This window comes from Bacteroidia bacterium (assembly GCA_025056095.1).
GTDB lineage: Bacteria > Bacteroidota > Bacteroidia > JANWVE01 > JANWVE01 > JANWVE01.
This window is the reverse complement of record JANWVW010000028.1, coordinates 1-20805: the sequence shown is the minus strand read 5'-3', so window position 1 is coordinate 20805 and position 20805 is coordinate 1. Positions and strand designations below refer to the sequence as shown.

Sequence of the window (20805 nt, the reverse complement as noted above, 5' to 3'; positions counted from 1 at the left end):
GCGTTAGCGTAGCCCGTAGCACGCCGACCTTGTGGGCATGAGCGCAGCGAATGCCCACAAGGGCACGCCCAAAAAATTAAAATTTCATCCTTACATCAAACAAAATAGACTTAACAGTTATGCAAAAATTCTTTTGATACGTACCTTTGCAAAGTATGTTTTTTCTAAATAGTAGTGCTTTGTGGGGCTTACTCGCCATAACAATACCGATTCTCATACACTTGGTCAATTTTCGTAAGCCGCGCAGAGTTTTATTTTCAAATGTGGCTTTTTTGCAAGAAGTTAAGCAAGTTCAGAGAAGAAGTACTCAAATTAAACAGTGGCTTATTTTGCTCATGCGAGTATTGGCAATCACCTGCTTAGTGCTAGCTTTTGCTAATCCAGTATGGAAAAAACAACCTAACACAACTATATCTGCCCAAGGTTTAGCCACAGACAACACTTCTACTGTCATTGTATTAGATAACTCTATGAGCATGCAAGCACAAGATGAAAACGGAACTTGGTTAAACTATGCTAAAAACTATATACTAACTATACTTAACCACGAAATAGCAGGCGATGAATACTGTTTGCTTACCTTAGATAACGCTAAATACACCCATGTCTTTGTTCGTAGCTCAAAAATTAGAGAAATTCTTCCGCAAATACAATACACAAGCTCTATTTACAGTCTGCAAGACATTATAGCCCGAGCAAATCTTTTGCTATCTCAATCCAAATTTGCACGCAAACGCATATACGTATTGAGCGACTTTCAAAAATCAACTTTCGGCGACTCTACTCAAAAAAATGGCACAGGTCAATATCCAACCTATTTCATTCCTATAGCCAAAACTACTCCTGCTAACCTAACTATTGAAAACATTGAAATTCTTACTCAAATTATTGAACTAAACAAACCTATTAGCATCAAAACCTTTGTTCGTAACTATGGCAACCCATCATTGACCGACCAAACTATAACCTTGCAAATAGATGGCAAAATAGTGGGCACTCAAACCTTTTCTATCGGACCTAATACTCAACAAGAAATGAACTTTAACTTTACTATAAAAGAAACAGGTTGGCACTACGGTACCCTACAACTCAACGACTATCCTATAACTTTTGATAATCAACGGTATTTTTCGTTTTATGTACCTGAAGGCAAAAAAATTTTAGTTCTCAAAGGTAGCAATGAAAACATAGAGTATCTCAAAGCTGCATTTGAAAGTGTCCAAAGTAAAAAAAGCTTCATTTTAGAGATTAGGGAAGAAAATGAAGCTTCAACAATTAGTTTAGAGCAATACGATGGTATTTTTTTAGTAGGTATTAAGCATTTTTCCACAGGTTTAATTCAAAATTTGAAGGAATACGTACTATCAGGTAAAGGAATTGTATTTTTTCCTTCAAAAGACGCTGACCAAAACGAATACAACGCTTTTGCCCAAGCTTTAGGTAATGGTTCTTTTGCTAAAATAGACAACCAACCGCAAAAATTCCAAGAATTTGATATACAACATCCACTTTTTACAAATGTCTTTGAAAAGGATAAACAAGGTAAAATTGAGTCTCCTGAAATAAAGCAGCATCTTTCTTTTTTACCTTCCGCACAAAGTATTCACAACTGCGTTATTAGTTTGCGCAATGGTAGATCTTTTTTAAGTGAAGTACAAGTAAATGAAAATAACCTCAAAGGTGGGAAGATTTATTATTTTGCTGTGGGACCTAATTTAGCTTGGGGCGATTTTGTTTTACATAATACTTTTGCTCCTTTGATATATCGCACAGCTTTATCTGTCGCAGGCAGCATTCAGTATGAAGGTTTTTATTTGATAGGTCAAGCTATTACTCTCACTGTTCCCACAGTAGATCGAAAAACTCCTTTACTGTTAAAAAATGGAAATATTGAGATTAGTCCTGCCCAAGAACCTGTAAATAATGGAATTCGAATCCAAATTCAAGACAACTTGAATGTTCCGGGGAATTATCGACTTATGCAAGGTAATGTCTTTTTACGATATGTCAGTTTCAACTACCCTGATAAAGAATCAGATTTGACGCACTTTACTGCGGATGAGTTAGAAAAAATGTTCAAACTCTATTCATGGAAAAATACTTTTTTACTCAAAGGTACAGTTAAGAATCTTGCTGAAACTCTCAAAGAAGTCCATCAAGGTAGATACTTATGGCAGTGGTTTGTGGTCTTAGCCGCATTATGCTTACTTGCGGAAGTATTACTTCTCAAATTTTACAAATCCAAGTTAGTGGCTTGAATTTATTCTTTTCTCAACACTGCTCCTAATGTATCTAAAAGCTCTTTTTCTAACCTTTCTATCCATTTTTCTACAAATGTGTCTTGTAAGGTCTTATTTTTATCTTGCAAAATCAAACTAATTGCATAGCTCTTTTTGTCTTTGGGAATGTTTTCGCCTTCATATACATCAAAAATTTCAATGGATTGAATGAGTTTTTTGTCAAAGTTAAGAATAACTTCCTTGACTTGATGATAGGTAACTTTTTTATCTAAAAGCAGCGCAATATCTCTTTTGACAGAAGGAAACTTAGACACTTCCTGATACTGTATTTTACGCTCATGCCATAATTGGTACAATGGTTCAAGCTCAATCTCAATGTAATAGACTTCTTGTTTAATATCAAAGTGCTGCAATGTTGAGTGAGCTACTTTTCCGAGAACTATGAAACGTTGATGGCAATACAACATTTCTAACGCCTGTGAAAGTCCTTTATACTGCGTTATTTGACCTTCAAACTCATAAGGATAGCCGATATAATATAAAATACTATTTGCAATGCTTTTGGTACTAAAAAAGTCATGTTTTATGCCTTTTTGATTCCAATTAGAACGAATAAACTGACCCGTGAGCCATATTCCTAACACAGGTTTTTCTATGTACTCCACTTTATTTTCTTTAACTTCTTTGAAATAAATTTTTCCAAACTCAAAAAATTGAAGGTTATTTTGCTTACGATTGAGATTGTATGCTATACTTTGCAAACCCCCAAATAAAAGAGTTTGACGTAAATGAGAAAGCTCTTCGCTTGAAGGTTCTAAAATAGCTATTGCAGTTTCTTTATCTACAAAATTTTTATCGGTAAAAGAAAGGTGCTTGACTTCTTGTAAACCTAATCCACACAAATAATGGGCTAAGTCTAATTGCATCTTTTTTGTGTCAGGTTTAGGTGAATGCACATAAGTAGTGCGGACTTGCTCAGGTAGTGGAATGTTATCTAATCCATAAATACGAGCTACTTCCTCTATAACGTCAATTTCCCGAGTAACATCTGCTTTGAATGTGGGGGCTAATAAGGTCAAGTTTTCATCAGATTTTGAAAGTATCTCAAAACCTAAGGTTTGCAAAATATTTTGAGTGCGTTCCACAGGTATAGCTGTGCCTATTACTTGCCGAGCTTTTTCAAAACGATAAACAATTTTATGAGCTTCAATCGGATTGGGATAGATATCCTGAATTTCGCTGCAAATTACATTTGGACAGGTTTCTTGAATAATTTGCACAGCTAATTGTAGTGCTGGAATAGTGTTGTTAATGTCTGTGCTTCGAGCAAAGCGATATGCCGCATCTGTTTGCAAATTAAGCGATTTGCTTGTTTTACGAATATATAAGGGATGAAAATATGCTGATTCTAATAAAACTTTGTTCGTAGTTTCTTTTATGCTACTTTTAGCACCGCCTAATATACCTGCAATACAAAGTGTCTGTTGCGCATCACAAATAGATAAAGTGTTTTTAGGTAAAATAACTTCTTGGTTATCCAACGTGATGAATTTTTCTGTTTCTGTGAGAACTTTTACGTTAATTTCTTGCTTCTCAATTTGCTCAATATCAAAAGCATGTAATGGCTGACCTATGGCGTACATTACATAGTTTGTAGCATCTACTATGTTATTTTTAGGTTTGATACCAATAGCCTTCAAACGGTGCTGAATCCATTCGGGACTGGGCTGCACAGTAACATTGTATAACTCTATTGTAGAATAACGCAAACAAGCTTGTAAATCATGCACACGAGCTAAAACACGAACAGGGGCACTACTTTCAATACGCTTGAAGGTAGGAACTTTCAAAGGAATCTGCAACGCTGCGGCTATATCTCTGGCTACACCTAAATGCCCTAAGGCATCATTTCTATTCGGCGTAATGCCTAAGCTAAAAACAGTATCTTTATATACAGATAATACTTGCGATACGGGCGTACCTACAACGCAAGAATCAGGTAAAATAATAATGCCTTCATGAGAATTGCCTATGCCAATTTCATCCTCTGCGCATATCATTCCATTAGATTCTTCCCCTCTAATTTTAGTTTTTTTTATCTTAACAGGTTCGCCTTGAATAGGATAAATAGTGCTTCCTACGGTAGCCACTACTACTTTTTGACCTATAGCAACGTTGTTTGCACCGCATACAATCTGCAACATTTGATTACCAATATCTACTTGGCATAATTTAAGTCTGTCTGCGTTAGGATGTTGCACACATTCTACTACTTGACCTACTACTAAGCCCTCTAAATTACCAGGTACTGAACTATACTCTTGTATTTCTTCTACTTCTAGTCCTACTTCGGTAAGCGTTTGTGCGATTGTTTCAACATCTATATCTGAAATAGAAAGGTAGTCTTTTAGCCACTGATAAGAGATTTTCATTGTGGCAAAAATAACAAAGAAAACACTTTACAAATACATCAACTTGTGTGCATTCATGCTAAAATTGTTTTTTATTTCATTCATAGCCAGCGATCTATGAACTTGTTGAGTATGTTTTAGGAGAATGATTAAATTCAAAGTGAAATATGAATGAATGATATTTTTTGGGCGTGCCCCTTGCTGACGCAAGGGTCGGGGCATTCCGCACTGCGCTTCGCTTCGGTGCTTCGCTAACGCTTCGCACTGCCCTTACGGGCATGCTCCATGCCCCTCACGCAAGTTGACTACTGCTAACCTTAAAAACTACTCAAACCTATTTCTTACTGCACAATATCTGTATTGATTCTCTGTTCATGCTGGTCTTTCTATTTAACTTCGGAATAAAACAAAGCACTTTTATCCAAATTAACCAATTTTTTGTTCTTAAATTATGGGAATTGTTTTATAGTTTTGTTTTGCAATGGTCAGAGACTTTTCTCACTTACTTTTCAATGTAGTTGAGTTATGTAAAGATGTGGGACTTTGGATTGCTCAAACTCGCCCGCATTTTTCAAAAGAAGATATAGAAATAAAAGAAAAAAACAGCTTAGTGAGCTATGTAGACAGAAATGCTGAAGAAAGACTTATTGAAGGATTACACAAAATATTGCCCGAAGCAGGTTTTTTAGCTGAAGAAGGTACAACATCAAAAAACAATCCTGAACTACAATGGATTATCGATCCGCTAGATGGCACAACGAACTTTATCCACGACCTGCCTATGTATGCCATAAGTGTGGGTTTAGAGTATGAAGGTAAAATGGTTTTAGGAGTAGTATATGATATTCCGCACGATGAAATGTATTATGCTGCAAAAGGTAAAGGAGCTTTTTGTAACCAAATGCGAATTCATGTTTCTCATACTAAATTGATTGAAGATGCGTTAATTGCTACGGGATTTCCTTACACTGCTTTTGGTTATATGAAGCAGTACCTCAATGTATTTGAGCCATTCATGCGCCAAAGTAGAGGTATTCGCAGATTAGGCAGTGCTGCATTAGATTTATGCTATTTAGCCAAAGGGCGATTTGATGGTTTTTTTGAGTACAACTTAAGCCCTTGGGATGTAGCAGGAGGCGTTGCTATTATCCAAGAAGCAGGCGGAATACTTTCTACCTTTGACAATCAAGATAACTACGTACATGGGCGTTCCATTGTAGGCGCATGCACACCTGAACTTCATCAAAAAATGTTAGAAATTTTGTCCCTTTGGTAAAAAATGGGCAATATTTATACCTATTTTTTGAATAAGAAATTTCCAAATACCTAAGGCAATGACCTTAGCACTTTGTTCATTTACGTCTTTATTGGGATTATATTCTACTATATCCATGCTTTTGAGCTGATGTAGATGCGCTAATAGCGTACAGCATTGATAAAATTGCTGAACCGAAAAACCTTGCGCAGGCGAAGCACTTGTAGCAGGAAAATCCACCCCTGTAATGCAATCTGTATCTATGCTAACATATAAATTTTGTTTGTCATCTAACTGCCGAAGTGCGTTGAAAAAACTCACAGATAAATCTTGATTCGCAATATCTTCGTACCAAACAATATTAACGCCCTGTTCATACAAATATTCTATGGCGTACACAGAGTTACAATGACCTTGTAAGCCAAACTCTACTAAATTTTGACCTTTCAAAATGCTGTTAGGATATTCTAGCATTTGCCGAAAGGGCGAACCGCTATGACCTAAATTGCCGTTTATCAATGGTCTAACATCACTATGTGCATCTATATTAACCACTGAAATAGGTTTTTGCACCTGTTGGTGTCCTAAAAAATGTCCGAAAGCAGTTTCATGTCCTCCTCCTAAAACTAATACAAAATAATCCTCCAACAGAAAATGGGCTACTGCTTTACCTAGATTATGTTGGCTTTCTTCTAATGTGCTGCCCAGTTTTACGTTACCTGCATCAATCAATGAGCCTTTTTTTATTCCCAGTCTTTGCCGTGCATCATTCGCGTTTAATCTATATAAATGCTTTCGGATTATATCAGGGGCTTTAGAAGTACCAATTATACCTTTGTTTCGTTCTACACCTCTTTCTTCGGGAAAACCAATAATAACTACTCTATTTTTATCCCATTCTATATCTACTTCGGGGTATGGCAGAACAAACTCACCTAGTTTAGGGTCATCTTTTTGCCCCCGAGAATAAAACAAAGATGGGTCAGTAGGTAACAAAATATCACTTATCATTGAGCAGCTCCTCTACTGTGGCTAGACCTAATTCTACTTGGGTAATAGCGCTAGCAATTGCTTGAAAATCTCTTTCTCTAATTTTTTTAGCACTAGTTCGTTTAGGTGGGATAAAATCGCAATGCTTAAGTACATCGTTAATCATACCTTGCAAGCCCATTGCTCTACCATCGTCAGGGGAATAGATACGGGTAATTCCATAAGCATGTAATTCCTCAATTTCGCTAGGTAGAATTACTCCACCACCTCCTCCAAAAATTTTTATATGCGAACAACCTTTTTCTTTAAGCAAATCATACATGTACTTAAAATACTCCATGTGTCCGCCTTGATAACTAGTTACAGCGATACCTTGCGCATCTTCTTGAATAGCGCACTCCACTACCTCTGCTGCGGAACGATTATGCCCCAAATGAATAATTTCCGCCCCTGAAGCTTGCATAATTCTTCGCATGATATTGATAGCGGCATCATGTCCATCAAAAAGCGCTGCAGCAGTTACAATTCGTATCTTGTTTTTGGGTCTATATACTTCTTTTTCCATCAATGCAAAAATACATCCTTTTTAGAATTATTTGACAGCATTTGAAAAACACTCAATATGTTTTTAGAGTTTAACTTTTTGAGCATATAAATACGGTACAATTCATATCTTTGTAGTATGATACAAGTTACTTTACCTGATGGCAGTATTCGCGAATACGAACAAGGTATTACTCCGATGCAAATAGCTCAATCTATTTCTGAAAGCTTAGCCCGAAATGTACTTTGTGCTAAGGTTGATGATGACGTAGTGGATGCAAATACCCCTTTACAACAAAACTGTACTTTACGACTTCTTACTTGGAATGATGAAGAGGGGAAGCAAACTTTTTGGCACTCTTCTGCCCATTTGATGGCAGAAGCTTTAGAAGCACTTTACCCAGGGGTTAAGTTCGGTGTAGGTCCTGCCCTTGAAAATGGAGGATTTTATTACGATGTAGACTTAGGAGGTAGAGAGTTTTCACAGGAGCATTTTAAGGCATTAGAAGATAAAATGTTAGAGTGTGCCAAAAAGAACAGTGAGTATAAACGTATTCCTATTTCAAAAGCGGATGCAATAGCTTACTTCCACCAAAAAGGTGACGAGTATAAGTTAGACTTATTAGAAAATTTAGAAGATGGTAAGATAACTTTTTATACACAGGGCAATTTTACAGATTTGTGCAGAGGTCCACATATTCCGCATACAGGTTATATCAAAGCGGTTAAAATTTTGTCTGTTTCAGGAGCATATTGGAAAGGAGATGAAAAAAATAAGCAACTTACCCGTATATATGGCATTACATTTCCTAAAAAATCCGAATTAGATGAATACTTAGCGCAATTAGAAGAAGCTAAAAAGCGTGATCATCGCAAAATTGGCAAAGAAATGGAACTTTTTACTTTTTCAGACTATGTAGGAGGAGGACTGCCCTTATGGTTGCCCCGAGGATTTAAGCTACGACAAAATTTGATAGACTTTATGACCAAACAGCTATATGAGGGCGGCTATCAACTAGTAGCAACCCCCCATATAGCTAAAACTGAACTGTATAAAATTTCAGGACATTTAGAAAAATACGGTGCAGACAGCTTTCAGCCCATACAATCCCCTGGGGATACATTTTTTCTTAAACCTATGAACTGCCCACATCATATTGAAATCTATAAAAGCAAGCCTCGTTCGTACAGAGACTTACCTTTGCGCATTGCCGAATTCGGAACTGTTTATCGGTACGAACAAAGCGGCGAACTCAACGGTCTGACACGTGTGCGCGGCTTTACCCAAGATGATGCTCATATTTTTTGTACAGAAGAGCAGGTTAAGGGGGAGTTTATTGCCGTAGTCAAGTTGGTACAAAAAGTTTTGAATAAATTAAACTTCACTGAATATACTGCACAAATTTCACTAAGGGACAAAAATAACAGAGATAAATACATCGGTACAGATGAGCAATGGAACAAAGCTGAACAAGCTATCATAGATGCAGTAGCCGAAGTAAACATGAAAACAGTTACTGAATACGGCGAGGCGGCTTTTTATGGACCTAAATTGGATTTTATGGTAAAAGATGCTATTGGTAGAAAGTGGCAATTAGGTACTATTCAAGTAGACTACCAATTACCTGAACGATTTGGATTAGAATATGTAGCCCCTGATGGAACTAAAAAAAGACCTGTGATGCTCCATAGAGCGCCCTTTGGTTCATTAGAAAGGTTCATCGGCGTTTTGATTGAACACTGTGCAGGTGATTTTCCACTTTGGTTAGCCCCTGAACAAGCTATTCTACTTCCTATTAGTGAAAAATTTGAAGCTTACACTCTGCAAGTAAAAAAAGTATTAGAGCAAGCAAACATAAGAGTAATTGTTGACTTACGTAATGAAAAAATTGGCAAAAAAATTCGTGATGCAGAATTGCAAAAAATTCCTTACATGCTGATTATAGGTGAAAAAGAAGCAAACGAGAACTTAATTTCCATTCGCAAACGAAAAGAAGGTGATTTGGGAATGTATTCAATACAGGAATTTATTCAAAGAGTGCAAGAAGAAATTAAAGATTAACATTTTAACTTTGCAAAGCCTATGAAGCGTATCTTTTCTATTATCTGTCTAATAGTCATTTATCTTTACTCACAAGCCCAAGAAGATTGGGCGATAGGTTTAAGATTAGGCGACCCTACGGGACTTACAGCCAAAAAATTTATGGGCAAAACGGCTATAGAGCTTAACATAGGTAGAACATACATGTTTTACACCCACCCGCATGAAAAGTACTTTTACGATTGGTACAAAGGTAAAAAATACGGTTACCATGAAGTGCAGTACTTAGCTTATCGCCGTTCTACGCCTATAACTATGCAACTGCACTTTTATCTACAAAATCCTATCAATACTTTTGCAGGTGAAGATACCGAAGGTCTAGCTTGGTACGCAGGAGGAGGATTGCAATTTCGTAGTCAAACTTATCGGTATGATTATCGGTACAAACCTACTCCTGGTTCTGGTTGGATATATGTAACAGGCGAACGAGTAACTGACATTGATTTAGGTATAGATGGAACTATCGGCTTAGAGTATAAATTTGAAGACTTGCCCCTTTCTATTATGGGAGATATCAACATTTTTTTGGAATTAGTGGATAATCCGAGTGTGTGGTTGCAAGGTTCTTTGGGAGTGAGGTATCATCTTTCAGGCAAATAAAAATTCAACAAAGAAGAAAGTGATTTGATGTTAGATTTTATCTTTTGAGTATTGCCCTTGCCCATACTTTGCTGCGCTGGTATGGGCAATTTTGGTATGCCGTGGGCTACGTGCGGAAAGCCTCAACCTTTGCGCAGTAAGGGGGGCATGCCCAAGAAATAAAAAATTTTTAATTCACGCAAAAAAGCCTGCGAATTTCGCAGTTTTTATCCTTCGCAGGCTTTTTCAAAAGGTACAAAAGTAAAGTTAAGCTTGTGTGTTTTGTACAGGTACTACGGACACGTAAGACTTACCTTTGTATCCTCGCTTAAATACTACAATTCCATCCACTAAGGCATACAACGTATGGTCTTTGCCCATACCTACATTATCTTTCGGATGGTACTTTGTACCTCTCTGGCGTACGATAATGTTACCTGCTTTGGCAAACTGACCTCCGAATATTTTTACGCCTAGTCGCTTGCTGTGCGATTCGCGTCCGTTTTTAGACCTACCTTCTCCTTTTTTATGTGCCATTTTATTTTAGCCTCCTTTCTTTAATACGAAATATCGTTAATAACAATTTTTGAAAATTGTTGTCTATGTCCTTTTTTACGTTTGTAGCCTTTACGTCTTTTTTTCTTAAACACAATAATTTTTTCCCCTTTAATAAGAGGCTCTAACACTGTGGCTTTTACTTTTGCGCCCTCTACAATAGGCATTCCGATTTTTAGGTTGCCGTTGTCCTCTATGAGCAATACCTTATTAAACTCTACTTGGGCGCCAGGTGCTACATCTTTGAGCTTATGCACAAAGAGTTCCTGGTCTTTGGTTACCTTAAATTGCTGCCCAGCAATGTCTACAATTGCGTACATAATAATCTAAAACAGTCCGCAAAATTACCCATATTTCTGATATTTGTCAAAATCTTTTTTCAATTTTGACAGCAACAAAAACAATAAGAATTTTTTACAATCGCAAGCGAATAAAAACAAAGTAAAACACAATGTTAATTTTTACTGTACCTTTGCAAATATGCACATTATTTTTGCTGGGGGAGGTACAGGAGGACACATATTCCCTGCCATAGCCGTAGCTAATCACATTAAGACTCTCAAACCTGAAATTACCATTTCTTTTGTAGGTGCTGTCGGTGGAATGGAAATAGAAAAAGTAACCCAAGCCGGATATAAGATTGATGCAATTAACATTTCGGGCATTCAGCGAAAAAAATGGTGGAAAAACCTTACTTTACCTTTCAAAATAGGGCTTAGTCTGATTCAATCTCATCGTATTCTTGAACGATACAAACCTGCCATAGTCGTAGGAACAGGGGGCTATGTCGCAGGACCTTTGCTATACATGGCTTCACGAAAGAATATCCCAATCGTATTACTCGAAGCTAATGCTTTTCCAGGAATAACCAATAAATGGCTTAAAAAACGTGCTGCTTTAATATGTGTAGGTTCAAAAGCGGCTATGGAGTATTTTCCAAAAGACAAATGTATTTACACGGGCAATCCTGTACGGACCGATATATTAGGTGCAACGAAAGAAGCGGGACTTTCTTATTTTAAGTTTTTACCTAACAAGAAAACGATTTTAGTAATTGGAGGAAGCTTAGGGGCAGGTTCTATAAACAAAGCTATTGCAAAGGGGCTTAGTGTGCTTGTTCAAAATGACTTGCAAATAATTTGGCAAACAGGTAAAGTTCACTACCCATATTACAACCAGTACGAAAAAAATTATCCCGGGCATGTTAGAGTGTTACCATTTATTGAGGATATGCGTTTAGCTTATGCTGCGGCAGATATTATCATTTCGCGCGCAGGTGCCATTTCGCTAGCTGAATTAGCGATTGTACAAAAAGCGGCTATTTTAGTACCCTCACCTAACGTTGCTGAAAATCACCAATACAAAAACGCAAAAGAGTTTTCGGATGAGAATGCAGCTATTCTTGTACCTGATGCTCAAGCCGAAGAGGATTTAGTCAATGAGATTATCAATTTAGCAAAGCACGAAGTAATAATGGAAACGCTTGCGAACAACATTGTAAAATTTGCTCGTCCTAATGCAACGCATCAAATTGCTACAAAGATTCTTGAACAAATTCCACATTAAGACAGCTTAGATAAAGTTTAGAATTTAATTTTTTTGGGCGTGTCCTTGTGGGCGTTTCGCTGCGCTCATGCCCACAAGGTCGGCGTGCTACGGGCTACGCTATCGCTTCGGTGCTTCGCTTCGCTACGCACCGTGCTGACGCACGCCCTTCGCATGCCTCACGCAATAGATCTTTGAAACAACCCTTTTTCTCTTTGTTATACAAAGTTTTAGCTTGTAAGTAATTGTGTTTCAACCCTAAACAAGATAAAGACATAACTGAATACGGTAAAAAATCTGCGTGAGGGGCATGGAGCATGCCCGCAAGGGCAGTGCGCAGCGTTAGCGGAGCACCGTAGCGAAGCGCAGTGCGGAATGCCCCGACCCTTGCGCAGCAAGGGGCACGCCCAAAAAAATAAACTTACTAATTATTTTGACTTCTCAAAAAAGTTTGATAAGTATTGCGAAATACTATATTTGTCAAACAAAATTTGAACAAATATGATACTAGACAATAAAAGCCAATTCAAAGAGCAAAATTACAATGCAGTGTCTCAATTTATCATAGATAATACTAAAGATGGAGAATTAGACATTGTAACAGGTTTTTTCTCAATTGAAGGACTGAATTTTTTATACCAGAAACTGCAATCAGTTCAAAAGTTTAGACTCATTTTGGCAAATTTGATGAAAGAAGACGCCAAAATCGATAAAATCATCAACCTGCTTAGTGGTGAGATAGATGTTCTATCAGCACTTTCGCTTAGCTCATCCGCCCAAAATGCAGTAGCGTTTTTAGAACAAAATAAAGTTGAAGTAAAACGTATTGATAAAAATTTTTGTCATGCCAAACTCTATCTCTATAAGGATGATGACAAAAGACATAGTTACTTCATTGTGGGCAGCTCTAACCTTACAGGAGCAGGCTTAGGTACAACCGAAAGCTCAAATATTGAGCTAAATATTGGTAAGCACGATTATGAAAGTGAATTTGACAATCTCAAACAGTGGTTTGAGCAAAAATGGAAAGAGGCTTCTGATAAAATCAAACTAAATGACGGCACGCAAATTAAAGTAAAAGAGTACATCATAGAAGTGATAAAAAACCTGTATAAGCAATACACACCCCTTGAACTGTACTACAAAACCCTGTATGAAATGTTCAAAAATGAGATCAATGAACTTTCAATTAACCCAGAGTTCAAGCGTGAAATTGCTCATTTAGAGGACACTATTATCTACAAAACCCTATTTCCTTATCAACAAAAAGGCGTAATTAGTTTAATTAAAATGCTTCAAAAGTATAACGGAGCCATTTTAGCCGATGCTGTGGGACTAGGTAAAACTTGGACTGCATTAGCCGTCATGAAGTATTTTCAACTCAAAGGCTACACGGTTTTGTTGTTATGTCCTAAAAAATTAGCTAACAACTGGCAACAGTACAAAATTGGAAATAAAAGCCGATTTGAAAAAGATGAACTCGAATACTTTGTACGCTTCCATACTGACTTACAAGAAGGGCGTTTTGACCGTTATGGGGATCACACACTCCGTTATTTCAAAACAAGACCTAAATTATTAGTTGTGATTGATGAAAGCCATAATTTGAGAAATGACAAATCTATAAGGTATAAGTTCTTAGTCAAAGAAATTTTGATGCCTGAAAATAAAACCCGAGAAGTAAAAGTTTTACAGCTTTCTGCTACTCCTATCAATAACAAGTTGATAGACATTCGCAATCAGTTCAAGCTAATGACCAAAGGATTAGATGATGGCTTCAAAAATACAGAATTGGACATAGGTAGCCTTGAAGCTATATTTAGAATTGCTCAACAAGAATTTAATCAGTGGGCTAAGCTAAAAAATAAGACCATTGCAGACTTTATTGCTAAACTTCCTAAAAAGTTTGAAAAACTTACAGATACCTTAATTGTAGCCCGAACTAGACAAATGATTCAAAACGAGTTTGGCGAAATGAACTTTCCTAAAAAGCAAGCCCCTATCAATGAATTTGTAACCCCAGAACACATCGGAACCTTGAACTCCTTCAATGATATTTTAGACGCTATCAAAATTAACCTAACCGCTTACAGACCTGCTGATTACATAAAAAATCTAAAACCTAAAAGCATTTTAGAAGATGAACAGCAGCGCCAAAAATTCTTAGTCAAAATGATGTATATTCTCTTAATCAAGCGATTAGAATCAAGCTGGTTTTCTTTCAAAATTACCGTAGAAAACATACTCAAACACCATATCAATGCACTCGATAAAGTCAATCGTTTTATTCAAACTAAGATAGATGCTTCAATAGAAGAAGAGTTTAGTGAGGAAGAAATTGAGCAGATTGAAGACACGGCTAGTGAAATAGATGGTCCCGATGAAGAGGAAGAGCACTTTATGCTTGGCAAGAAAAATCCTATTCACTTATCTGAAATTACTGACATATCACTATTCAAAACACATCTTGAAAAAGACATTGAAAAACTTCAATCTCTAAAAGCAAACTTAGATGCTTACTTAGCAGATTTTGAAGCAGGAAAAGTAAATGACCCTAAATTAGACAGACTAATATGGCACATTCAAAATAAACCAAAAGAAAGTCAAAATAAAAAAGTATTGATATTTACCGCCTATACCGATACAGCTAAGTTTCTCTATCAACAGCTCACAAAGCGTGGCATAAAAAACACAGCTTTTGTTTCAGGTTCTATCAGTCAAACGTATGATAACTACATAGGCAGTAAATTTGAACCTATTTTAGAGCGCTTTGCCCCCTATACTAAACTATACAAAGAAAAAGATTGGTCAGAATTGTATGAAAAAATTCAATTACCTGACGAGTACAAAACTACCACAGGTAAATGGGAAGTTAGCTATGAACAATGGTTAGAAATTATTGAAAAACATGATAAAGAGACTTACGAAAAAATACAAAATCCAATTGATGTCTTAGTTGCTACAGATTGTTTAAGTGAAGGACAAAACTTGCAGGATTGTGATATGGTTATCAATTATGATATACATTGGAATCCTGTACGTTTAATACAAAGAATAGGGCGCATTGACCGAATCGGTTCTCCTAATTCTACTATTTGGGGAATTAATTTCTGGCCCGGAAAAAACTACGAAGACTACCTTCAATTAAAGAAAAGAGTAGAAGATAGAATGGCTGCCATGACCACAGTAGGAACAGAAGTAGAAACAATAACCCCTGAACTCCAAAAAATAATAGAAGAGAACCCATTAGTAACCCGACAAACCCAAAAAATGCTGGAACAACTTCAAGCTACTTGGGAAGATGTAGAAACCAGTGAGGAAAGTTTAGGCTTAAATGACTTTTCATTAGAACAGTTCCGACAAGAATTATTTGACTACTTCAAGAAAAATGAAGAAATTTTCAAAAAAATGCCTAATGGTATTTTCACAGGTTTTAAGCTATTATCTAATACTAGATGGGCAAACTTAACCCAAGATAGCATTGTAGCTGTGTTAGGCTATCCCAAACGCCCCGAAGGCAAAACTGAACACACCTATCAAGAAATTTACCTTTTGCACCAAACGATTGAAGGTACGCCTAACGCCCCTACTTTTCTCAATGACCATGAAATACTACACCTGCTTAGACATCACAAAAGCCAACTGCGTTACGTACCTGCTGATATTGAAAAAGGCGATAAACAACTCTTAGAAAAATTAAAAAATGCTATTCTATGCTGCCTAAAAAATCAAGTAGCACCTACTGCTGCTGAACAGCTTGGCGAAATGTTCAAAGGTACCATCTCTATCAAAAATTTACCTAATCAAAAATTAGAAGAAAAATTCTCTCCCGAACAATTAGACTTAATCAACTGGTTTTACATATCTGCTAAATAGTATGAACTTGCTTCTATTTCATCGGTCTAATCTTTTTGATGCTTGCTTAGATTTATTCAAGCAACTTAATGTAGAAATACATCAGACCACAGCTCAACCTGTTCCCGTTGAAATGGTTTTTAAACATCGTTATTCAGATTTCTCTCCGATACTTGAACCCATTAAGGATTTATTTATCATAGGGATTATCAAAGACCAAATTTTTCAACAAACTAGCTTATTTGACACTACCATTATTGACCCCACACTTTTACTCCAACAAAATGAAAAATACGAAGGAATATTCGTTTTAGCCCTTGAACTCAACAAGTATCCCTCGCGCAAAGAGATTGCGAATTTAGCAAGGGCTTTTAATCAGATTGCGGAACAAGTTCCTGTGCTTCTTTTACTTCGTTACATGCATGAAGGGAACACCTTCCTTTCTATGGCTATTACAGAACGCTTACAGTATCTCCAATCCTGGCGGGCAGGTGAAAAAATAGGCAAAGTCGCCATTTTGAGAGATATAAATGTACAAAATCCCCATGCAGGGCATATACGTATTCTTCAAGACCTCGTAAAACCTAATAACATTTCTACTTTTGCCCAACTCCATACTCATTGGAATCAAGTACTGAGTACAGAAACCCTCAATAAAAAATTCTTTCAAGAACTTTCAGACTGGTATTTTGCAGCTTTGGAACATATTTCTTTTCCCACAGACCTATCGCAGGATACTCAAAACGCTAATGCCGTGCATCTCATTCGCTTAATCACCAGACTTATATTCGTTTGGTTTCTTAAAGAAAAGCAACTTGTACCTGAATTCCTGTTCAATCCCCAATTCCTTAATAGCATCCTAAAAGACTTTAACAAAAACAGACAATCCTCTATCTACTACAATGCCATTTTACAAAACTTATTCTTTGCCACACTCAACCAAAAAATGGATGAACGCAAATTTGCCAAACAAGCCCATTTGAACGTCAATAAGGAACACTACGGCGTAAAAAATTTGTACCGTTATGCAGACCTTTTCACTATTCCCGAAGATAAAGTCCTTCAATTATTTAAGGACATCCCTTTTCTCAATGGCGGTTTATTCGATTGCTTAGACAAAATGAACTCCGAAGGTAAAGTAATTTATGTAGATGGATTTAGTAGAAATCCCGCTAAAAGGGCAAAAGTACCTGATTTTCTCTTTTTTGAACCTGAATGGCAAGCCGACCTCTCTTCCTACTACGGGCAAAGCGCTGTACGAAAAGTAAAAGGCTTAATCCCCTTGTTACAAAGCTACAAATTCACTGTTATTGAAAACACGCCTATTGAAGAAGAAATTGCACTTGACCCCGAACTACTCGGAAAAGTATTTGAAAACCTATTAGCCAACTACAACCCCGAAACCCAAACCACTGCCCGAAAACAAACAGGTAGCTTTTACACCCCTCGCGAAATCGTAGATTATATGGTAGATGCCACCCTATTTCAATACCTCAAACAACAATTTGAACCCGATGCCCCTCAATTAGACCAACGATTGTACCAACTCCTCTCTTTCAAACCCATCCCCAATGACCTGTTTCAAGAATCAGAAATTATTCGCATCGTTCAAGCTATTGATAACTGCAAGATTATAGACCCAGCTTGTGGATCAGGTGCTTTTCTCATGGGCGTACTCCTAAAACTCGTCCATATCCTCCAAAAAATAGACCCCTCCAATAAATATTGGAAAGAACTCCAATCCCAAAAAGCCCTTAATGAGCTAAAACAAGTACTCTCCCTAAACAGCAAAGAACTACGCGACCAACGAATGGCAGAAATAAACGACATCTTCGAAAATAACACTAACGACTACGGTAGAAAACTCTATCTCATTCAAAACTGTATCTATGGCGTAGATATTCAACCCATTGCCGTACAAATTGCCAAGCTCCGTTTCTTTATCTCGCTAATTATTGACCAAAAAACAAAACCCGACCAAGAAAACTTAGGTATCCGAAGCCTACCCAACTTAGAAACTAAATTTATCGCTGCTGATTTCTTACTGCCTTTACACAAACCCACTCAAACCCAACTCCGAAATCCTATTATTGAACAAAAAGAAAATCAACTCAAACAAATACGCCTCAAATACTTTGGTGCTACTACCCGAAAACAAAAACTAGACCTCCAACAGCAAGACCAAGCTCTACGCCAAGAAATTAAGCAACTCCTCGAAAAAGACAACTGGAACACCGAAAGCGCCCAAAAAATCGCTCAATTCGACCCCTACGACCAAAATACCTCTAATGACTGGTTTGACCCCGAATGGATGTTTGGGCTAAACGCAGGTTTCGACATCGTGATAGGAAATCCACCTTATATTCAACTCCAAAAAGAACAAGGAAAACTAGCTCAACGATACCAAGCTAAAAAAGACAAAAAAACTAATGCCATCATCTTCGAATACAAAACCTTCGAACGAACAGGCGATATTTACACCCTATTCTACGAACGTGGAATCCAACTCCTCAAACCTAATGGGTTACTGTGTTATATCACTTCTAACAAGTGGATGCGCGCAGGATATGGACAAAAACTCCGCTCCTTCTTCACTCAATTTAACCCCATTTTACTCATTGACTTAGGTCCTGGTGTATTCGAAAGTGCTACCGTAGATACTAATATCCTACTTATCCAAAACCATAAACCCCAAAAATTTCATCTCTTAGCCCTAAACCTCCAAAAAACAGATGCTCAAACCATACACCAACAAGTGCAACAAAATGCCGTTGTCCTCAATACCTTGACCAAAGACGCATGGTTTATCGGTTCTTCCGTAGAGCAAAGGCTTAAACAAAAAATTGAAAACATAGGAAAACCCTTAAAAAACTGGGATATAAATATCTATTATGGAATTAAAACAGGCTTAAATGAAGCTTTTATCATTACTACGGCGCAGCGAGAAGCCATATTAGACCAATGCAAAACCCAAGAAGAACGCGAACGTACTCAAAGTATAATTAAGCCCATCTTACGCGGGCGAGACATCAAACGCTATTATTACGAATGGGCAGAATTGTGGATAATTTTCATACCCTGGCACTTTCCTCTACATGAAGACCCAAGTATAGAAGGAGCAAGCCAAAAAGCCGAAGTGGAGTTTCAAAAGAATTTTCCTGTTCTTTACAATCACTTTCTTAACTTCAAAGAAGCACTATACCAACGTAACAAAGCAGAAACAGGAATTAGATATGAGTGGTATGCTCTGCAAAGAGCAGCAGCAACTTACTACCCTGAATTTGAAAAAGAGAAAGTGGTATGGGCTGAAATTGTAAGAAGCCCCCAATTTTACTATGATACAGAAGGCTTTTTCGTTGAAGCTACAAGCTTTTTAATGACAGGGAATAACCTCAGATATTTATGTGGCATGCTTAATAGTTATGCTACCTCATTTTTCTTTAAGTCTTGGTATGCAGGAGGTGGTTTAGGTGAAAGTGGTTTTAGGTATAAAAAAGCTTTTTTGGAGCAGCTTCCTATTCCTTTGGTTACCGAGCAAAACAAAAATATTGTCAAAAAGTTAGAAACATTAGTAGAACAAGTCATATATCTTCGCAAGCAAAACAGCAAAGCCAATACTTTGGAGTACGAGCGGGAGATAGACAGTTTAGTGTATCAGTTATATGATTTGACGCAGGAAGAGATAGCTATTATTGAAGGTAAAAGATAAGATTTTATTTTTTTGGGCGTGCCCTTGCCCACACTTCGCTTGCGCTTGTGTGGGCAAGGTCGGCGTGCTACGGGCTACGCTTTCGCTTCGGTGCTACGCTTCGCTTCGCACTGGGCTAACGCCCACCCTCCGCATGCCTCACGCAGATAATTCTACTTCTTCTACATGCAATTTATCTTTTACACACACTACAACCAACAAGTGCAAATATGGCTTACTTTGCAGACCTTTATCTTGATAATAATACTTCAAAATTTGAGTTCTAGCTTCTGATTTTACTCTCTCTAACTCTTGTCCCTCCGCTTTCTTCAAATACTTTAACTCTATCACATACTCATGATGCAACTTGGTTACTTGCGGCTTCCTGACTAACAAAATATCCGCATAACCTCCACCTCCTAATTCCTCCTCACTCTTTACCTCAAACACATCCGATACAATCCAATACGACATCATCACAACTTTGATATATTTCTCATTAAACTTGCTAAAATCACGATTAGACAGCGTTTTTAATACATTTTCTAACAAATCAAAAAACTTCTTGTACTCTCCGTATTTTGCCATAGCAATCACCGCTTCATCTATTTCTTTACTTTGAGTTTTGAGCTCAGGTATTTCGTTGAGCGTTTCAGCGTAGTATTGCCAATACAGCTTAGCAATTACCTTGTTAGGTATGACAAACTCAATCCTACGAGTAATTTCATCTATTCCCCCAATAGTTAAGTTACCTAAATAAGCTAAAAAGTTGATAAAATCCGTTTGATTAAACCCCCGTTCAAAATTAAAAATAGTAACTAATTCAGCGTCAATATACCCATTTTGTAGAACTTTTTCTAACACCTCTTGATTCTTCGGCAAATTGACCACCTTGAACATCTGTTTGAGTTTGCCATAGTCAGGGGCTATGTTTGGGTCTAATAATCTTTGGGGTGCAGTGTGAGTATGTTGAAAAGTCTTTAAGTAATACAAGACCATATCAGAATTGTAAAGAGTTTGGCGAGAGGTTTCACAAAAGCGAT

The 20805-nt window shown here is 37.2% G+C and carries 17 protein-coding genes and 1 pseudogene; 10 read left to right on the top strand and 8 right to left on the bottom strand.

Translation table 11 applies throughout. The features are described 5' to 3' along the window. Positions 1 to 37: 37 nt before the first annotated feature. The gene (locus NZ519_03980; GenBank protein MCS7027901.1) at positions 38 to 172 is read left to right on the top strand and encodes a hypothetical protein; all 135 of its coding nucleotides are present in this window, start codon (positions 38 to 40) and stop codon (positions 170 to 172) included. Then, complete coding sequence (locus NZ519_03975; GenBank protein MCS7027900.1) at positions 156 to 2258, top strand: BatA domain-containing protein; 2103 nt, start codon at positions 156 to 158, stop codon at positions 2256 to 2258. The genes NZ519_03980 and NZ519_03975 overlap by 17 nt, the downstream gene beginning before the upstream one ends. Before the next feature lie 2 nt (positions 2259 to 2260). Here the strand turns inward: NZ519_03975 and pheT are convergent, their stop codons facing one another. Together pheT and NZ519_03965 are read right to left on the bottom strand one after the other, a co-directional pair. Further along, on the bottom strand, positions 2261 to 4672 hold the full coding sequence (gene pheT, locus NZ519_03970) for a phenylalanine--tRNA ligase subunit beta (GenBank protein ID MCS7027899.1): 2412 nt from the start codon (positions 4670 to 4672) through the stop codon (positions 2261 to 2263). A 94-nt stretch (positions 4673 to 4766) separates the two neighbouring features. Further along, on the bottom strand, positions 4767 to 4931 hold the full coding sequence (locus NZ519_03965; protein MCS7027898.1) for a hypothetical protein: 165 nt from the start codon (positions 4929 to 4931) through the stop codon (positions 4767 to 4769). Between the two features lie 201 nt (positions 4932 to 5132). Between NZ519_03965 and NZ519_03960 the strand changes: the two genes are divergently transcribed. Then, the gene (locus NZ519_03960) at positions 5133 to 5927 is read left to right on the top strand and encodes an inositol monophosphatase (protein ID MCS7027897.1); all 795 of its coding nucleotides are present in this window, start codon (positions 5133 to 5135) and stop codon (positions 5925 to 5927) included. On the opposite strand, the gene NZ519_03955 is transcribed toward NZ519_03960, so the two are convergent. After that, complete coding sequence (locus NZ519_03955; GenBank protein ID MCS7027896.1) at positions 5904 to 6917, bottom strand: formimidoylglutamase; 1014 nt, start codon at positions 6915 to 6917, stop codon at positions 5904 to 5906. The genes NZ519_03960 and NZ519_03955 overlap by 24 nt on opposite strands. Positions 6918 to 6948: 31 nt before the next feature. Continuing rightward, a pseudogene (locus NZ519_03950) lies at positions 6949 to 7461 on the bottom strand (cobalamin B12-binding domain-containing protein). 117 nt (positions 7462 to 7578) lie between these two features. Between NZ519_03950 and thrS the strand changes: the two are divergent. Both thrS and NZ519_03940 read left to right on the top strand, forming a co-directional pair. After that, positions 7579 to 9501 (top strand): threonine--tRNA ligase, encoded by a 1923-nt coding sequence (gene thrS, locus NZ519_03945; protein ID MCS7027895.1) that lies wholly within the window; start codon positions 7579 to 7581, stop codon positions 9499 to 9501. A 21-nt stretch (positions 9502 to 9522) separates the two neighbouring features. Next, positions 9523 to 10140 carry a hypothetical protein gene (locus NZ519_03940; GenBank protein ID MCS7027894.1) on the top strand — a complete coding sequence of 206 codons (618 nt, stop codon included), beginning with the start codon at positions 9523 to 9525 and terminating at the stop codon, positions 10138 to 10140. Positions 10141 to 10386: 246 nt separating this feature from the next. Here NZ519_03940 and rpmA read toward each other — a convergent pair whose 3' ends face one another. Then, positions 10387 to 10656 (bottom strand): 50S ribosomal protein L27, encoded by a 270-nt coding sequence (rpmA, locus tag NZ519_03935; GenBank protein ID MCS7027893.1) that lies wholly within the window; start codon positions 10654 to 10656, stop codon positions 10387 to 10389. A 20-nt stretch (positions 10657 to 10676) separates the two neighbouring features. Further along, complete coding sequence (rplU, locus tag NZ519_03930; protein MCS7027892.1) at positions 10677 to 10994, bottom strand: 50S ribosomal protein L21; 318 nt, start codon at positions 10992 to 10994, stop codon at positions 10677 to 10679. Positions 10995 to 11154: 160 nt separating this feature from the next. Between rplU and murG the strand changes: the two genes are divergently transcribed. Together murG and NZ519_03920 are read left to right on the top strand one after the other, a co-directional pair. Continuing rightward, a complete protein-coding gene (murG, locus tag NZ519_03925) occupies positions 11155 to 12240 on the top strand; it encodes an undecaprenyldiphospho-muramoylpentapeptide beta-N-acetylglucosaminyltransferase (protein MCS7027891.1) in 1086 nt (361 codons plus the stop codon). Positions 12241 to 12287: 47 nt separating this feature from the next. Next, the gene (locus NZ519_03920) at positions 12288 to 12464 is read left to right on the top strand and encodes a hypothetical protein (protein ID MCS7027890.1); all 177 of its coding nucleotides are present in this window, start codon (positions 12288 to 12290) and stop codon (positions 12462 to 12464) included. Here the strand turns inward: NZ519_03920 and NZ519_03915 are convergent. Continuing rightward, complete coding sequence (locus tag NZ519_03915) at positions 12450 to 12617, bottom strand: hypothetical protein (GenBank protein ID MCS7027889.1); 168 nt, start codon at positions 12615 to 12617, stop codon at positions 12450 to 12452. The two genes, NZ519_03920 and NZ519_03915, sit on opposite strands and share 15 nt — an antisense overlap. Positions 12618 to 12720: 103 nt before the next feature. Between NZ519_03915 and NZ519_03910 the strand changes: the two genes are divergently transcribed. From NZ519_03910 to NZ519_03900, 3 genes are read left to right on the top strand one after another with little or no spacing between them, the layout of a single operon-like run. After that, positions 12721 to 16095, top strand: a complete 3375-nt coding sequence (locus NZ519_03910; GenBank protein MCS7027888.1) for a helicase-related protein — start codon at positions 12721 to 12723, stop codon at positions 16093 to 16095. Between the two features lies 1 nt (position 16096). Beyond that, positions 16097 to 19783 carry an N-6 DNA methylase gene (locus NZ519_03905; protein ID MCS7027887.1) on the top strand — a complete coding sequence of 1229 codons (3687 nt, stop codon included), beginning with the start codon at positions 16097 to 16099 and terminating at the stop codon, positions 19781 to 19783. Between the two features lie 12 nt (positions 19784 to 19795). Continuing rightward, positions 19796 to 19933 (top strand): hypothetical protein, encoded by a 138-nt coding sequence (locus NZ519_03900; protein ID MCS7027886.1) that lies wholly within the window; start codon positions 19796 to 19798, stop codon positions 19931 to 19933. On the opposite strand, the gene NZ519_03895 is transcribed toward NZ519_03900, so the two are convergent. Then, positions 19922 to 20805 (bottom strand): PD-(D/E)XK nuclease domain-containing protein (locus tag NZ519_03895; GenBank protein ID MCS7027885.1); only part of this gene is annotated, 884 nt, incomplete at its 5' end. The genes NZ519_03900 and NZ519_03895 overlap by 12 nt on opposite strands.

Coding starts and splice junctions, on each gene's coding strand:
- NZ519_03975 (MCS7027900.1), top strand. CDS start 156: ATGTTTTTTCTAAATAGTAGTGCTTTGTGGGGCTTACTCGCCATAACA.
- rpmA (MCS7027893.1), bottom strand. CDS start 10,656: ATGGCACATAAAAAAGGAGAAGGTAGGTCTAAAAACGGACGCGAATCG.
- NZ519_03910 (MCS7027888.1), top strand. CDS start 12,721: ATGATACTAGACAATAAAAGCCAATTCAAAGAGCAAAATTACAATGCA.
- NZ519_03905 (MCS7027887.1), top strand. CDS start 16,097: ATGAACTTGCTTCTATTTCATCGGTCTAATCTTTTTGATGCTTGCTTA.
- pheT (MCS7027899.1), bottom strand. CDS start 4,672: ATGAAAATCTCTTATCAGTGGCTAAAAGACTACCTTTCTATTTCAGAT.
- NZ519_03960 (MCS7027897.1), top strand. CDS start 5,133: ATGGTCAGAGACTTTTCTCACTTACTTTTCAATGTAGTTGAGTTATGT.
- NZ519_03955 (MCS7027896.1), bottom strand. CDS start 6,917: ATGATAAGTGATATTTTGTTACCTACTGACCCATCTTTGTTTTATTCT.
- NZ519_03940 (MCS7027894.1), top strand. CDS start 9,523: ATGAAGCGTATCTTTTCTATTATCTGTCTAATAGTCATTTATCTTTAC.
- NZ519_03980 (MCS7027901.1), top strand. CDS start 38: ATGAGCGCAGCGAATGCCCACAAGGGCACGCCCAAAAAATTAAAATTT.
- murG (MCS7027891.1), top strand. CDS start 11,155: ATGCACATTATTTTTGCTGGGGGAGGTACAGGAGGACACATATTCCCT.
- rplU (MCS7027892.1), bottom strand. CDS start 10,994: ATGTACGCAATTGTAGACATTGCTGGGCAGCAATTTAAGGTAACCAAA.
- thrS (MCS7027895.1), top strand. CDS start 7,579: ATGATACAAGTTACTTTACCTGATGGCAGTATTCGCGAATACGAACAA.
- NZ519_03965 (MCS7027898.1), bottom strand. CDS start 4,931: ATGCCCGTAAGGGCAGTGCGAAGCGTTAGCGAAGCACCGAAGCGAAGC.